This window comes from Achromobacter sp. MFA1 R4, from assembly GCF_900156745.1.
Taxonomy (GTDB): domain Bacteria; phylum Pseudomonadota; class Gammaproteobacteria; order Burkholderiales; family Burkholderiaceae_B; genus Achromobacter.
The window spans coordinates 5,449,138-5,464,053 of record NZ_LT707065.1; the positions used below are offsets into that span (position 1 = coordinate 5,449,138).

Sequence of the window (14,916 nt, forward strand, 5' to 3'; positions counted from 1 at the left end):
GGCGCCCCATCTGGGGAAAACACCTACGGCCATTTGGCCGTTCAGGCCTGCGCCGCGACCTTCTGCGCCATCTGCGCGATGATGCGCACGGCGTGGCTGTCTGGCCCCTGCACCCAGGTGGCGGTAAAGCTCAGCTCGGGCAGCGGATCGGCCTGCACCTGCAGGATCCGCAGTTCGCCGCGGGCCAGTTCCTTGCCCAGGAACACGGGCGCGATCACGCTGGTGCCGATTGCATCCTGCGTCATCCGCACCACCATGGACATCGACGCGCTGCCATACATGCGCGGCGACGCGATCCCCGCCCGCGTGAGCATGTCGCGCACCACGCGGTACGGCGAACTGTTGGACGGATACGTGATGATCGGCAGCTTGCCGATCGTCGCCAGCGTCAGGGGCTCCGGCCCCAGGTCCAGCAACGGGCTCGCCACCCACGCCAGCGGATAGGTGCACAGCGGCAGGTTCTCGACCCGGGCCTCCAGCACCGGCCCCATCAGGAACGCCAGGTCGATCTGGCGCGACATCAGGTGCGAGCGCAGCACATGCGTGGTGTCCACCTCGATCTCGAGCACCAGCGCCGGATACGTCGCATGGATCAGTTCGATGAGGGCCGGCAGCCAGGTCTGCACGATGGTCTCGGCCACGCCGATGCGCACCGTGCCGGACATGACGTTCTGCTCGCGCGCGGCCTCGAACATGTCGCGCCGCACCTGCAGCATGCGCTCCGCGTGCGACAGCAGTTCATGCCCCTTGGCCGTCAGCTTGACGCCGCGCGCATCGCGGTCGAACAGCTTGACGCCCAGGTCCGCCTCGAGCGAGGCGATGCGCTGCGAGACCGCGGGCTGCGTGGTGTTGAGCTTGTCCGACGCGGCGCGAAAGCTGCCCAGCGTGGCGACCCAGAAAAAAGTTTCGACGTTTCGTAGTTCTATCATTGGCCTGTTCCCCTGCCGGGATGAGCGTATCATGTCAGCCGCCCCGCGCCGCGTCGCCTGCATCAGTCCGATGGCGCGACGGTCCCTACATCCAGAACAGGAGCCCTGTCCATGTCCCCGGCCGATAACGGTCGCCCGCGCCCCGGCGCATCCGCCGCGCGCGGCCCGATGATCGGTGTGCTGCTGCTGGTGCTGTCGATGTGGACCCTGTCCTGCCTGGACGCCAGCGGCAAGTGGGTCATGGATGCGGGCGTGCCGCTCCTGGTGCTGTCCTGGTTTCGTTATGCCATTCACCTGGTGCTGGTGCTGGCACTGGTCCTGCCGGCCCGCGGCACCGCCGTGCTGCGCAGCAAGAAGCCGCGCGAGCAGCTCGTGCGCGGCGGCTCGATGTTCCTGGCCACGCTCATGTTCTTTACGACGCTGAGCTACATCCCGCAGGCCGAGGCCACGTCCATCAACTTCCTGGCGCCGCTGCTGGTGCTGTCGCTGGCGCCCTGGATCCTGAACGAACCCGCGCGCCTGTCGCGCTTCGTCGCCGCGGGCATTGCCTTCGTCGGCGTGCTCATCGTCATCCGTCCCGGCGGCGGGCTGCATCCCATCGGAACGATCTTCGGGCTGTTGACGGCCTGTTGCTTTACCGCGCAATTCATCGCCACGCGCCGCGTGGCGGGCGACGACCCGTTCACGTCCCTGATCTGGAGCGGCGCGGTGGGCACCGTGTGCCTGACGGTCACCCTGCCCTTCATCCTGCCGCCCGCCCTGCCCGTGCTGCAGGGCCTGTCCACGCTGGACTGGATCGTGCTGATCTCGACCGGCGTCACCGGCGGCCTGGGCCATCTGTTCCAGATCGCCGCCTACCGCCGCGCCCCGGCTTCCACGCTGGCCCCGTTCATCTACCTGCAGATCATCAGCGCGGCGTCGGTGGGCTGGCTGGTGTGGGGCCACTTCCCGGACGCGCTGACGTGGCTGGGCATCGCGATCATCTGCGCCAGCGGCATGGGCATCGGCCTGGTCGAATGGCGACGCAGCCGCGCCCAGGGCGCCGTCCCGGCCGGTTCCGCCGCCGGCAAGACGGCCGCACGCTGAACGGCGGCCGGCCCGCCGCCGCGGGCCGACCGCCTCCCGTACAATGCGCTTCGCCTTTTGCCCTATGCGGCATCGGCCCCTGGCGTATCCCCAACAAGAGGCCCTCATGATCATCAAGCCCCGCGTGCGCGGTTTCATCTGCGTCACCACCCATCCCGTCGGCTGCGAGGCCAACGTCAAGAACCAGATCGACTACGTGAAGGCGCAGGGAGCGGTGCCCGGGGGGCCCAAGCGCGTGCTGGTGCTGGGTGCATCGACCGGTTACGGACTGGCCGCGCGCATCACCGCGGCATTCGGCTGTGGCGCGCAGACGCTGGGCGTCTTCTACGAACGCCCGGGCGAAGCCAGCAAGGCGGGCACGCCGGGCTGGTACAACAGCGCCGCCTTCCACAAGTTCGCCGAGGCCGAAGGCCTGACCGCGCAAAGCATCAATGGCGATGCGTTCTCCGACGAGATCAAGCAAAAGACCATCGCCGCCATCAAGGCGGGCATGGGTCAGGTCGACCAGGTCATCTACAGCCTGGCCGCCCCGCGCCGCACGCATCCGAAGACCGGGCAGGTCCACAACTCCACCCTCAAGCCCATCGGCAAGTCCGTGACCCTGCGCGGCCTGGACACCGACAAGGAGCTCATCAAGGACGGCGTGCTGGAACCGGCCTCGCAAGCCGAGATCGACGCCACCGTCGCCGTGATGGGCGGCGAGGACTGGCAGATGTGGATCGATGCGCTGCAGGCGGCCGGCGTGCTGGCTGAAGGCGCCACCACCACCGCCTTTACGTATCTGGGCGAAAAGATCACGCACGACATCTACTGGAACGGCTCGATCGGCGCCGCCAAGAAAGACCTGGACCAGAAGGTGCTGGACATCCGCGCAAAGCTTGCGGCCCATGGCGGGGACGCGCGCGTGTCGGTGCTCAAGGCCGTCGTGACGCAGGCCAGCTCGGCCATTCCGATGATGCCGCTGTACCTGTCGCTGCTCTTCAAAGTCATGAAGGAAGACGGCACCCATGAAGGCTGCATCGAGCAGGTGTATGGCCTCTACCGCGACAGCCTCTGCGGCCCCTCGCCCATCATGGATGAGGAAGGACGCCTGCGCGCCGACCGCAAGGAACTGGCCCCGCACGTACAGGCGCAAGTACAGGCCCTATGGAACCAGGTCGACACCGGCAGCCTTTATACGCTGACCGATTTTGCGGGCTACAAGCGCGAATTCCTGCGCCTCTTCGGCTTTGAATTCGACGGCGTGGATTATGACGCCGACGTCGATCCCGTCGTGGAAATGCGTGGACTGATCTGACCAGCCGCGGGGCCCGCGGGCCTCGCGTGCCTGGCTGCCCCGGCCAGCCGGGGCGCCGCCTCGGTCAGATGTATTCCAACGTGACCACGTACCGTTTGGACGCGGCGCGCCCTGCCTGAGGGCCTTCCGCAGGCACCTGCACCACACTCGTCTTGACGCGTAGCGCCGGATCGAACGTGCCTTGGCCGCGGACCGGGGCGCAGGCGACCGTGGGACGCGCGGCAGGATTGGCGTGCGTCACGCGGGGCATGCAACTACTGGGTTCTACGACTGCACCGACGAAGCGGATGACTCCGCCGTCCGCGCTGGCGACCGCCGGGGCCAGCAAAGCAACAAACAAGGATGCATGGATTGACGAACGTATAGACATGGCAACTCCTTGGCGTGGGTAAGAACAAGAACGGCACTGCATTCTTCATTCCTATTACGGCGCTTTTGCGCAAAAGCTAAGGCCGCACCAAGTAATCCGTCCGACCTGCCGCATCTGCGCGGGTATTCAATGCCAACTTCGTCGTTGAAAAGAGCCTACTCCGGTTGTTTTTACGCAGCAATTCGATTTTTTAATAATTTTTCGATTGACGCTGCACAGGCGCAACATTGCAGGTCGAACTGCAAACACAGATTGCAGAAATGATTTTTTGACGACGCGGGCCTGCCGCACTGACGCGCGTCAAGGCCATCGCAAGACAGAAAGCGCCGCGAGCGCGGCGCGAGAATCGCGTCAGGCGCCCTGGACCATGCGGCCCGCGGCCAGCACGAGTTGCCGCCCGCAGCGCGCGGCCAGTTGGGCATCGTGGGTCACCAGCACCAGCGTCGTGCCGTGTTCGCGGTGCAGGTCGAACATCAGGTCGATGACCGTCACGCCCGTGGCGGCGTCCAGGCTGCCGGTGGGCTCGTCCGCAAACAGCAGATCGGGCTGCACCACGAAGGCCCGGGCCAGCGACACGCGCTGCTGCTCGCCGCCCGACAGGGTGCGCGGATAGTGGTGCAGGCGCGCACCCAGCCCGACCCGCTCAAGCATGGCCTGCGCGGCCTCGCGCGCCGCCTGGCCGGCCAACTCCAGCGGCAGCATCACGTTTTCCAGCGCCGTCAGGTTGGGCAGGAGCTGGAACGACTGGAACACGAAACCGACATGATTGGCCCGCAGGCGCGCACGGCCGTCCTCGTCGAGCGCGAACAGGTCCTGCCCCGCCAGGTGTACGCTGCCCATGCTGGGAACATCCAGGCCGGCCAGGAGTCCCAGCAAGGTGGACTTGCCCGAGCCGGAGCTGCCCGTGATGGCCACGGCGCTGCCCGCGGCGACCGTAAAATCAATGCCTTCCAGGATAGAGAGCGTCCCGCCGGCATCGGCCACCCGCTTGCCCAGCCCTTTCACCACGATCGAGTTATTGCTATCCATGCGCCTATTTTCCCGTCTGCTTCTTGTGACTGCCTTTGCGACCGCCTCGGCGGCGCCCGCCCTCGCTCAGACCGCCGCGGCAGCCCAGGGTTCCGCCCCGCGCACCGTGCTGGTGGTGGGCGACAGCCTGTCCGCCGAATACGGCATCAAGCGCGGCACCGGCTGGGTGCCCTTGCTGTCGGCGAGGATCTCCGAACAATACCCGAAGTTCCAGGTCGTCAACGCCAGCATCAGCGGCGACACGACCAGCGGCGGCGTTGCGCGCCTGCCTGCCCTGCTGCGCCAGCATGCGCCGGCCGTGGTGGTGCTGGAGCTGGGCGCCAACGACGCCCTGCGCGGCCTGCCCCTGAACATGACCGAGCAGAATCTGCGCACCATGGCCCAGGCGGCCCGCAAGGCCGATGCCGACGTGCTGATCGTCGGCATGCAGATCCCGCCCAATTACGGCCGGGATTACGCACAGCGCTTCGCGGCCGTGTTTTCCAAGGTCGCCAAAGACGAAAAAGCCCGGCTCGTGCCCTTCCTGATGGAAGGTATTGCAACGAACCGGGCGATGTTCCAGGCTGACGGCATCCATCCGAACGAGGATGCGCAGCCTCAACTGCTGGACAACGTGTGGCCGGCGCTGCGGCCCATGTTGAACTGAACCTGCGCCGGGGCGGTCAGCCCGCGGCCTGGGCCTGATCGCCGCGGATAACCTCGGCGGCGGACGGCAGGACGTTGACCTTGTACTGTTCGCGCAGCATGCGGATCATGGCCTCGGTCTCGGCCTGGCCCCAGGCGCCCGACAATTGCTGCGCCAGGCGCTCCTTGCCGGCGGCGTCGGCGTTGCCGGCCTCCACCTTTTCCAGGCGCACCAGCGTGTAATCGACGCCCGACTGCACGCCCGCGTAGGCCGGCAGCGTGGACGACGGCAGGCGCATCACGGCATCCAGCACCGGGCGCGGCAGGTCCTTCGGATCCTGGCGCGACACGGTGATGGCCGGGCCGAAGCCTTCGGGCGCGGCAGCCGGGTTGGCCTTGTCGGCCGCCAGGGCCGCTTCGCCGGCCTTGCGGGCGGCTTCGGCCGAGCGCTCATCGAGCAGCTTGCCACGGATGACCTCGCTGACCTTGTCCAGCGGCGGCACGTGCGCGGGCTCGACCGCGGCCACACGCACGGCCAGCATCGTGTCGGGCGCCAGTTCGATCACGCCGGAGTTCTGCTTTTCACGCAGGACGTCAGGCGAGAACAGCACCTGGCGCACGCGCGGGTTGTCGAGCAGCGCGGCGTCCGGGCTGTCGGCAGCCGAACCGGGGCCTGCCTTGTCGGCGGGCAGCAGGCCTTCACGCGTGACGCCGGAAGCGGTGCGCAGTTTCAGGCCGACGGCATCGGCAGCCGGCTGCAGGCTGTCGCGCTGGTCGTAGACCTGCTTGTTCAACTGGCTGGCCATTTCGGAGAAGCGCTCCGCGGCGATCTGCTTGCGGACTTCGGCGGTGATCTGATCCTTGACTTCGGCCAGCGGCTTGATGGCGGCGGGACTGATCTCGGTGACTTTGAGGATGTGCAGGCCGAACGGGCTTTCGACCACGCCGGACACCTGATTCAGGCCCAGGCCGAAGATGGCCTTGTCCAGCGCGCCTGCCTGCGCTCCCGGGGCGATCCAGCCCAGGTCGCCGCCCTTGGCGGCCGAGCCCGAGTCCTGCGAATTCTTGGCCGCCAGTTCAGCGAACTTGGCGGGATCGGCGGCGGCCTGCCTGGCGATGTCTTCCGCCTTGGCGCGCGCGGCCTTGCGGGCCTCTTCCGAAGCGCCGGACGGCAGTTCGATGAAGATGTGGCTGGCGCGGCGGCGTTCCGGCTGGCCAAAGCGGCTCTTGTTCTGTTCGTAGTAGGCAGCCAGGTCCTCGTCCTTGACCTGCACGCCCTGCGTGGCGGCGGCTTCGTCCAGCACGATGTACTGGACCTGCACCTGCTCGGGCACCTGCAATTGCTGCTTGTTGGCGTCGTACCAGGCCTGGATGTCGGCCGGCGTCACGCTGACCTGCGAGCGGTAGTCCGCCGCCGAGAAGCTGCGCAACTGGACCGTGCGGGTCTGCGTCAGCGCCGCCTCCAGGGCAGACACGACTTCGGCGGGCGCGCGGGCCGACTGGCCCACGGGTTCGAGCACGCGCGCAATCGCCAGATCACGGCGCAGGCCGGCTTCGAACGAGGTCGGCGACATGCCCTGGGCCGCCAGCACCTGGCGATAGCGCTCGGGCGAGAAGCGGCCGTTGTCCTGGACTTCGGGGATGGCGGCGATGGTGTTGCGCAACGTCTCGTCCGACACCGAGAAGCGGTTGTCGGCGGCCACATTGGCCAACAGGCGCTGGTTGATCAGCTGGTTCAGCAGGCTTTCGCGCAGCGCCGGCGTGTCGATCACGGCCGGGTCGAACTGCGCGCCCAGGCGCTGGCGGAACTGCTCGAGCTGGTTGCGGTGCGCCTGGTCGAACTCGGCGCGGGAAATCGGCTGGCCCGCGACGGTGGCCAACTCGGGCTCCTGGCGCATGAAGCTGTCATAGCCTTGAATCCCGACCAGGAAGAAGGACGGCACAATCAGAATCAGCAGGATGAACTGCATCCAGCGCCGATGGCTGCGAATAAATTCGAACATGGAATCCCTGTTGCCGCGCTCCGAGGGTAGACGCCCGGGGGCCGCACAAAAACGCATAAAAAAAGGCGAAGTCGATTCGCCCTATTCCCATACCGGCTATACCGGAATCAGCGGGCGGATTTTAGCATTTCTCATTCATTACGGAGGCAAACGGCCCCAAACGGCCGCTTTGTTGAGATGCGCGGCCCGGCGCGGCCCATTTCGCCCGGGTTCCAGGGCCCCGCCGGGTGTGGGACGGGCGCGGGGCGCAGGTAACGCCCGCGAAGACAAGGTATCCTTGCAAGCTGTTCCAGAAGAATCCAACCGCAGCACCCAAATGACCGCAAATCTTCCCTCCTGGCCCTATTCCCGTTACATCGCGCACCGCGGCGGCGGCCGTCTGGCGCCGGAGAACACGCTGGCCGCGATGCGCGTCGGCGCAGAACATGGCTTCACGATGTTCGAATACGACGTGAAGCTGAGCCGCGACAACGTGCTGGTCCTGATGCACGACGACGACGTCGACCGCACCTCCAACGGCAAGGGCCCCGCCGCGGCCAAACCCTACGCCGAGCTTGCCCAGCTTGACTTCGGCAGCTGGCATTCGGCCCCCTACGCCGGCGAACCGCTGCCCACCTTTGCCGCCGTCGCGCGGTACACGGTAGCCAACGGCATCGCCAGCAATGTCGAGATCAAGCCCTGCCCTGGCCGCGAGGCCGAGACCGGGCGCGCCGTCGCCCTGGCCGCCCGCGAACTGTGGCAAGGCGCGGACACCGCGCCCCTGCTGTCTTCGTTTGCCGAGGACGCCCTGGCGGCCGCGCGCGACGCCGCACCCGAGCTGCCGCGCGCCCTGCTGGTGGAAAAGGTGCCGGCCGACTGGCGCGAACGCCTGGCCAAATACGATTGCGTGGCCCTGAACATCAACCAGAAGGACGCCACCCGCGAACTGATCGACGCCGTGCATGCCGCCGGCTACCGGATCGCGGCCTGGACCGTCAATGACCCCGACCGCGCGCGCCTGCTGCTCGACTGGGGCATCGACGGCATTTTCACCGACGAGCTGGCCGCCATCCGGCCGGCCGCCTGAGGCAGACCGCCCGTGTTCAGCTACCGCCACGCCTTCCACGCCGGCAATCACGCCGACGTGCTCAAGCACGCCATCCTGGTCCACACCCTGGACTACTTCAACAAGAAAGACGCCCCCTACTGGGTCATCGACACGCATGCGGGCGCCGGCCTGTACAGCCTGGACAGCGACTGGGCGGCCAAGACCTCGGAATTCGCCGACGGCATCGGCCGGCTGTGGGAAGCGCAGGACCTGCCGCCCATCCTGGCCGACTACGTCGCCCGCATCCGCAGCTACAACACCAACGGCCGGCTGCGGCGCTATCCCGGGTCGCCCTGGCTGGCGCTGGACGCGCTGCGCCCGTCCGACCGCCTGCGGCTGTTCGAGATGCACCCGACCGAGATCGACACGCTGGTCGGCAACCTGGAGCACCAGGGCCGCGCCGCGCAGCGCCAGACCACGATCTACGGCGACGACGGCTTCGAGGGCGTCAAGGCGCTGCTGCCGCCGCCTACGCGCCGCGGCCTGGTGCTGATTGACCCCTCGTACGAGGACAAGCACGACTATCGCCGCACCCTGCTCACCGTGAAAGAGTGCATCAAGCGCTTTGCCACGGGCACCTACGCCATCTGGTATCCGCTGGTGCAACGCCGCGAGGCCAGCGAAATGGCGCGCCATTTCGAGAACCTGAAGGTCAAGAGCTGGCTGCACGCGACGCTGACGGTCAAGAAGGCCACCATTGACGGCTACGGCCTGCACGGCAGCGGCATGTTCCTCATCAATCCCCCCTGGACGCTGCACGACGCGCTCAAGCAGGCCATGCCTTACCTGGCCCGCGAACTGGGGCAGGACGAGCGGGCGGGCTTCACGCTGCAATACCGCGAGAATCCGTTCCCGGTCGCCAAGAAGCACTCGGACGACTGACGCGGCGCCGCGCCCCCGGGGCGCGGCAAGCACGCAAACGGCAAGGGCCGCGCCTGGTAGGCGCGGCCCTTGCCGCATTGCGCCGCCTTCAGACCGTTTCGACGTCGGCCTGGCGCAGCGCGTCCTGCGCCTGGGCCAGCTTCGATGCCGCATCGCGCAGCGCGGTGCGCAGGCCTTCCTCGATCACGGGATGGTAGAACGGCATTTCCAGCATGCGCGCCACCGTGAGGTCCTGCTGGACGGCCCACGCCAGCAGATGGCCGATGTGTTCGGCGCTCGGACCGATCATTTCGGCGCCAAGGAAGCGGCCGGTCTCGATATCCGCGTACACATGCAGCATGCCGCGGTTCTTCAGCATGACGCGCGAGCGTCCCTGGTCACTGAAGTCGACGGCGCCCGTGACGAAGGTGCCGGGCACGAGTTTCGCGTGCCCCGCCCCCACCAGCGCGATCTGCGGATCCGAGAACACCACGCCCAGCGGCGCACGGCGCAAGCCCTGGCGCACCTCGGGGAAACGCGCCGCGTTTTCGCCCGCGATCCGGCCTTCGTCGGCCGCCTCGTGCAGCAGCGGCGCGTCGGCATTGGCATCGCCCGCGATGAAAATGGGCGCGTCGCCGGCCTGCATGGTCAGGCGGTCGAACACCGGCACGCCCTGGGCATTCAGCGTGAGCGACGTGTTTTCGAGTCCCAGGCCGTCGACATTCGGACGGCGGCCCGTGGCGACCAGCGCGTAGTCGAAGCGTTCGGTGCGCTCGGTGTTGTCCAGCGCCACATAGCGCACCTGCACTTCGTCGCCGACGCGGGTCGTTTCCAGCACGCGGGCGTCCGTATCCAGGTAGAACTCGCGCTGGAAGATCTTGCGCGCGGTCTGGCGCACCTGCGGGTCGCTGATGCCGCCCAGGCTGCCGCTCATGCCGAAGACGCGCACTTCCACGCCCAGGCGCGCCAGGGCCTGGCCCAGTTCCAGCCCGATCACGCCCGGCCCGAAGACCGCGACGCGGTTCGGCAGATCGTCCCACTCGAACACGTCATCATTGACGACGAGGCGGTCGCCCAGCTCGCGCAACGGCGGCGGAACGGACGGGCGCGAGCCCGTGGCGATCACCACGCGCGACGCATGGATTTCGGTGTGGTCGTCCACGCGCAGCACGGTGTCCGACACGAACTTCGCGTAGCCGCGCAGCTTGTCCTGCGCCGGGATGCTCTCCACGCCGTCGACCACGAATCCCACAAAGCGGTCGCGTTCGCGCTTGACGCGGTCCATCACCAGGGCGCCGTCAACCGTGACTTCGCCGCCGATATGCACGCCGAATGCCTCCGTGTGCGCGGCGGCATGCGCGGCCTCGGCGGCCGCGATCAGCAGCTTGGAGGGCATGCAGCCCACGCGGGCGCAGGTGGTGCCATAGGGACCGCCTTCGATGAGCAGCGCGCGCTTGCCCGCCGCTTTGGCCGCGCGGTAGGCGGCCAGGCCTGCGGTGCCGGCGCCGATGACCGCAATATCGGTGTGCAGAGTATTCATGGTTGGAGATCCCCCGGTGTAGCGTGATGTTCAGGATAGCGAGTGGCGCCGGTGCCGCGCGACGACCAACGTCGCGCGGCGCCCGGCTGGCCGGACGGGGATCGCGTCCCCTGCCCGGTCATGCGTCCGCCGATCAGGCGAAGTGCGCCTTCAGGTCTTCCAGGCCGCCGATGAGGGCGCCGTTGATGAACACCTGGGGCGCCGTGCCCTTGCCGGACACTGCGCCGATCACGCGGCCGCGGACCTTGTTTTCCAGCGGGATCTCGATCGGGGCGTAGCCCTTGCTGTCCAGCAGCGCCTTGGCCTCGACGCAGAACGGGCAGCCCGGCTTGGAGAACACCACGACCTGGTCGGGCTTCTTGGCCGACGGCGCGACATGGGCCAGCATGGTGTCGGCGTCCGACACTTCGAACGGGTCGCCTTCCTTTTCGGGTTCGATGAACATCTTCTGGACCACGCCGTCCTTGACCAGCATCGAGTAGCGCCAGCTACGCTTGCCAAAGCCCAGGTCGCTCTTGTCGACCAGCATGCCCATGCCTTCGGTGAAGGCGCCGTTGCCGTCCGGCAGCAGCGTGATGTTGGCCGATTCCTGGTCCTTGGCCCATTCGTTCATGACGAAGGTGTCGTTGACCGAGACGCACACGATGCTGTCCACGCCGGCGGCAAAGAACGCCGGGGCCAGTTCGTTGTAGCGCGGCAGGTGGGTCGACGAGCAGGTCGGCGTGAAGGCGCCGGGAAGCGAGAAGACCACGACCGTCTTGTTCTTGAACAGGTCGTCGGTCGTGACCTTCTTCCACGTGTTGTCCTCGCGGACGGGGAACGTTACGTTGGGAACACGTTGGCCTTCGCGGTTTTGCAGCATTCGAATTTCTCCTTGGTGGCTTGGGGTGGCGGATTGACGACCCGCCATGAACAGAATCATAAATCCCAGCTATCAATTAAACCAATTTAATTAATTCAATTGATTGATAGTTTCAGGCAATCGTAGATTCACAGCCTTAAAGACCGAAACTATCACAGCCTCGCCCCAGGGGGATGCTGCGTCAGACCCGCGCCGGCTCGTAGCCCGCCTCCCGGATGGCGGCTTCGACCTTGTCGGCCTGGTCCGTGCCCGTCACCGTCACCCGGTGCGTGGGCAGGTCGACGGCCACGACGGCGCCCGGAACGGCCTGGTTGACGGCCCCGGTGATGGTCTTGACGCAGTGGCCGCAGGTCATGTCGGGGACTTGGAACGCGATGCTCATATTTTTCTCCAGAGGATTGAGGGTGGACTGGCTCAGCCACCGCACCGGCAGCTTAGACCTTCCTATCGTGGGAAGGTCAAGTCTAGAATGATGCTTGACCTTCCCACGATGGGAAGGATGAAACTGGGTGTTCCCATCCAGACAGAGACTGCCATGAGCGTTGCCCCTCCCTCCTCTTTTTCCGAACTGGAACTCGCCATCGAAGGGATGACCTGCGCATCCTGCGTCAAGCGCGTGGAAAAGGCCTTGACCAATGTCCCGGGCGTCGCGCGGGCGCAAGTCAACCTCGCGACCGAACGCGCCCTGGTTTCCTTCGACCCGGCCGCCGCCCAGCCGCAGGCGCTGGTCGCCGCCGTCGGCAAGATGGGCTACGAAGCGCATCCCATCGCGGCCCAGGACGACCATGCCGAGCGGCAGTCGCAGGCGCGCGACGCCGAGGCGCAGCGGCTGCAGCACGCCTTCATCGCCGCGCTGCTGCTGACGCTACCGGTGTTCGCGCTGGAAATGGGATCGCACCTGATCCCGGCCATGCACCACTGGGTGCTGGACACCATCGGCAGGCAGAACAGCTGGCTGCTGCAATTCGCGCTGACCACCGCCGTGCTGGCATGGCCGGGCCGGCAGTTCTTCACCAAAGGCTTTGAGGCGCTGTGGCGCCGCGCGCCGGAAATGAATTCGCTGGTGGCGCTGGGCGCCGGCGCGGCGTGGGGGTATTCGGTGGTGGCGACGTTCGCGCCGGGCTGGCTGCCGGACGCCGCGCGCAACGTCTATTTCGAGGCCGCCGCGGTCATCGTGACGCTGATCCTGCTGGGCCGCATGCTGGAAGCGCGGGCCAAGGGCAAGACGGGCGCGGCCATCAAGCGGCTGATCGGACTGCAACCGCGCACGGCGCGCGTGGTGCGCGACGGCCAGGCGCAGGACGTCGAGATCGAACGCGTGCGCACTGGCGACATCGTCATGGTGCGCCCCGGCGAAAAAATCCCCCTGGACGGCGACATCATCGAAGGCAGCTCCTACGTCGACGAATCCATGCTGACGGGCGAGCCCGTGCCGGTCGAAAAACAGCCGGGGATGCAGGCCACCGGCGGCACGCTGAACACCTCGGGCAGCTTCACGCTGCGCGTCACGCACACCGGGGCGGACACCATGCTGGCCCGGATCATCCGCATGGTGGAAGCGGCCCAGGGCGCCCGCCTGCCGATCCAGGCGATGGTGGACCAGGTGACCGCCTGGTTCGTGCCGGCCGTGATGGCGGCCGCCCTGCTCACCTTCCTGGTATGGTTCTTCCTGGGGCCCCAACCCGCGCTGTCTCACGCGCTGGTCCATGCGGTGGCGGTGCTGATCATTGCCTGCCCGTGCGCCATGGGGCTGGCGACGCCCACGTCCATCATGGTGGGCACCGGGCGCGCCGCCGAGATGGGCGTGCTGTTCCGCCAGGGCGACGCGCTGCAGACGCTGCGCGACGTGGACGTGGTGGCCTTCGACAAGACCGGCACGCTGACGCTGGGCAAGCCGGCCATGACCGAACTGGAACCCGCGCCCGGCCATGACGCGCGGCAGGTGCTGCAGTGGGTCGCCTCGGTGCAGGCGCGCTCCGAGCATCCCATTGCGCTGGCCATCGTGGCCGCGGCGGCCGAACGCAAGATCGAATTGCTGGCGGCCGATGGCTTTGCCGCCATCACCGGCGCCGGGGTCCAAGCCACGGTTGACGGCCGCCAAGTGCTGGCCGGCGCCGCCCGCCTGATGGCCGAGCGCGGCGTCGACGTCGGCGCGTTCGGCGCGCGTGCCGCCGACTGGGGCGCCGATGGCAAGACGCCGATCTATGTGGCCATCGACGGCCGCGCGGCCGCCATGATGGCCGTGACGGACCCGGTCAAGCCGTCTGCCGTGTCCGCGATCGCCGCGCTCCATGCGCAAGGCCTCAAGACGGCCATGATCACGGGCGACAACCGGCACACCGCGCAGGCCGTCGCGCGCCAGCTGGGTATTGACGAAGTGCGCGCAGAGGTGTTGCCCGACGGCAAGGTGCAGGCCATCGCCACGCTGCGCGAAGGCGGCCGCAAGGTGGCTTTCGTGGGCGACGGCATCAATGACGCGCCCGCGCTGGCAGCGGCCGACACGGGGATCGCCATCGGCACCGGCACGGACGTGGCGATCGAGGCGGCATCCGTCGTGCTGATGTCCGACGACCTGCACGGGGTGCCCAACGCCATCGCGCTCAGCCGGGCCACGCTGGCCAACATCCGGCAGAACCTGTTCTGGGCGTTCGCCTACAACGCGGCGCTGATTCCGCTGGCCGCGGGCGCGCTGTATCCGGCGTTCGGCCTGTCGCTCTCGCCCATCTTTGCGGCAGGCGCCATGGCCCTGTCCAGCGTATTCGTGCTGGGCAACGCGCTGCGCCTGAAGACATTCCGCCCCCATGGGAGCCCGGCATGAACATCGGACAAGCCGCCAGGCAGTCTGGCATTTCGGCCAAGATGATCCGCTATTACGAAAGCATCGGACTGATCGGGCCTGCCGTGCGCACCGACTCGGGTTACCGCGTCTACAGCGACCAGGACCTGCATACGCTGCGCTTCGTGCGCCGCGCGCGCGACCTGGGGTTCTCCGTGGAGCAGATGAACGAGCTGCTGGCGCTCTGGAAGGATCGCAGCCGCGCCAGCGCGGACGTCAAGCGCATCGCGCTGGAACATGTCCAGGAACTGGAGCGCAAGGCCGAGGCGCTGCGCGACATGGCCGCCACGCTCAAGCACCTGGCGCAGCACTGCCATGGCGACGACCGGCCCGATTGCCCCATCCTGGAGAACCTGGGCTGCGCCCCTTGAGAATGGCGCCCGGCCCAGCGC

At 67.5% G+C, this 14,916-nt stretch carries 14 protein-coding genes; 7 read left to right on the top strand and 7 right to left on the bottom strand.

Annotation, left to right across the window (positions count from 1 at the left end; all coding sequences use genetic code 11):
• Positions 1-41: 41 nt before the first annotated feature.
• The gene (locus BXA00_RS24910) at positions 42-929 is read right to left on the bottom strand and encodes a LysR family transcriptional regulator (protein WP_076521049.1); all 888 of its coding nucleotides are present in this window, start codon (positions 927-929) and stop codon (positions 42-44) included.
• Positions 930-1,040: 111 nt separating this feature from the next.
• Here BXA00_RS24910 and BXA00_RS24915 point away from each other — a divergent pair, with 111 nt between their 5' ends.
• Positions 1,041-2,015, top strand: a complete 975-nt coding sequence (locus BXA00_RS24915) for a DMT family transporter (RefSeq protein ID WP_076521050.1) — start codon at positions 1,041-1,043, stop codon at positions 2,013-2,015.
• Positions 2,016-2,121: 106 nt separating this feature from the next.
• Complete coding sequence (gene fabV / locus BXA00_RS24920; RefSeq protein ID WP_076521051.1) at positions 2,122-3,312, top strand: enoyl-ACP reductase FabV; 1,191 nt, start codon at positions 2,122-2,124, stop codon at positions 3,310-3,312.
• A 64-nt stretch (positions 3,313-3,376) separates the two neighbouring features.
• Here fabV and BXA00_RS28980 read toward each other — a convergent pair whose 3' ends face one another.
• Together BXA00_RS28980 and BXA00_RS24930 are read right to left on the bottom strand one after the other, a co-directional pair.
• Positions 3,377-3,682: a hypothetical protein gene (locus BXA00_RS28980; protein WP_156902864.1), complete on the bottom strand. Its 306-nt coding sequence runs from the start codon at positions 3,680-3,682 to the stop codon at positions 3,377-3,379.
• A 351-nt stretch (positions 3,683-4,033) separates the two neighbouring features.
• Positions 4,034-4,711 (bottom strand): ABC transporter ATP-binding protein, encoded by a 678-nt coding sequence (locus BXA00_RS24930; protein ID WP_076521053.1) that lies wholly within the window; start codon positions 4,709-4,711, stop codon positions 4,034-4,036.
• On the opposite strand from BXA00_RS24930, the gene BXA00_RS24935 reads away from it, so the two are divergent.
• A complete protein-coding gene (locus tag BXA00_RS24935; protein WP_076521054.1) occupies positions 4,710-5,357 on the top strand; it encodes an arylesterase in 648 nt (215 codons plus the stop codon). The genes BXA00_RS24930 and BXA00_RS24935 overlap by 2 nt on opposite strands.
• A 16-nt stretch (positions 5,358-5,373) precedes the next feature.
• Here the strand turns inward: BXA00_RS24935 and BXA00_RS24940 are convergent, their stop codons facing one another.
• Positions 5,374-7,338 (bottom strand): SurA N-terminal domain-containing protein, encoded by a 1,965-nt coding sequence (locus tag BXA00_RS24940; protein WP_076521055.1) that lies wholly within the window; start codon positions 7,336-7,338, stop codon positions 5,374-5,376.
• 316 nt (positions 7,339-7,654) lie between these two features.
• Between BXA00_RS24940 and ugpQ the strand changes: the two genes are divergently transcribed.
• Positions 7,655-8,404, top strand: coding sequence for a glycerophosphodiester phosphodiesterase (gene ugpQ, locus BXA00_RS24945; RefSeq protein ID WP_076521056.1), 750 nt, complete (start codon positions 7,655-7,657; stop codon positions 8,402-8,404).
• 12 nt (positions 8,405-8,416) lie between these two features.
• Complete coding sequence (locus tag BXA00_RS24950; RefSeq protein ID WP_076521057.1) at positions 8,417-9,307, top strand: 23S rRNA (adenine(2030)-N(6))-methyltransferase RlmJ; 891 nt, start codon at positions 8,417-8,419, stop codon at positions 9,305-9,307.
• Positions 9,308-9,395: 88 nt separating this feature from the next.
• Here BXA00_RS24950 and BXA00_RS24955 read toward each other — a convergent pair whose 3' ends face one another.
• The 3 genes from BXA00_RS24955 to BXA00_RS24965 all read right to left on the bottom strand — a co-directional run bounded on the left by BXA00_RS24955 (position 9,396) and on the right by BXA00_RS24965 (position 12,070).
• Positions 9,396-10,826: a dihydrolipoyl dehydrogenase gene (locus tag BXA00_RS24955; RefSeq protein ID WP_076521058.1), complete on the bottom strand. Its 1,431-nt coding sequence runs from the start codon at positions 10,824-10,826 to the stop codon at positions 9,396-9,398.
• Positions 10,827-10,959: 133 nt separating this feature from the next.
• Entirely contained in the window at positions 10,960-11,688 is a 729-nt protein-coding gene (locus BXA00_RS24960; RefSeq protein ID WP_076521059.1) for a glutathione peroxidase, read from the bottom strand.
• 181 nt (positions 11,689-11,869) lie between these two features.
• Positions 11,870-12,070, bottom strand: a complete 201-nt coding sequence (locus BXA00_RS24965; RefSeq protein WP_076521060.1) for a heavy-metal-associated domain-containing protein — start codon at positions 12,068-12,070, stop codon at positions 11,870-11,872.
• A gap of 153 nt (positions 12,071-12,223) precedes the next feature.
• Between BXA00_RS24965 and BXA00_RS24970 the strand changes: the two genes are divergently transcribed.
• Together BXA00_RS24970 and cueR are read left to right on the top strand one after the other, a co-directional pair.
• Positions 12,224-14,506 carry a heavy metal translocating P-type ATPase gene (locus BXA00_RS24970; protein ID WP_076521061.1) on the top strand — a complete coding sequence of 761 codons (2,283 nt, stop codon included), beginning with the start codon at positions 12,224-12,226 and terminating at the stop codon, positions 14,504-14,506.
• Entirely contained in the window at positions 14,503-14,895 is a 393-nt protein-coding gene (gene cueR / locus BXA00_RS24975) for a Cu(I)-responsive transcriptional regulator (protein WP_076521062.1), read from the top strand. The genes BXA00_RS24970 and cueR overlap by 4 nt, the downstream gene beginning before the upstream one ends.
• The last annotated feature ends 21 nt before the right edge of the window (positions 14,896-14,916 follow it).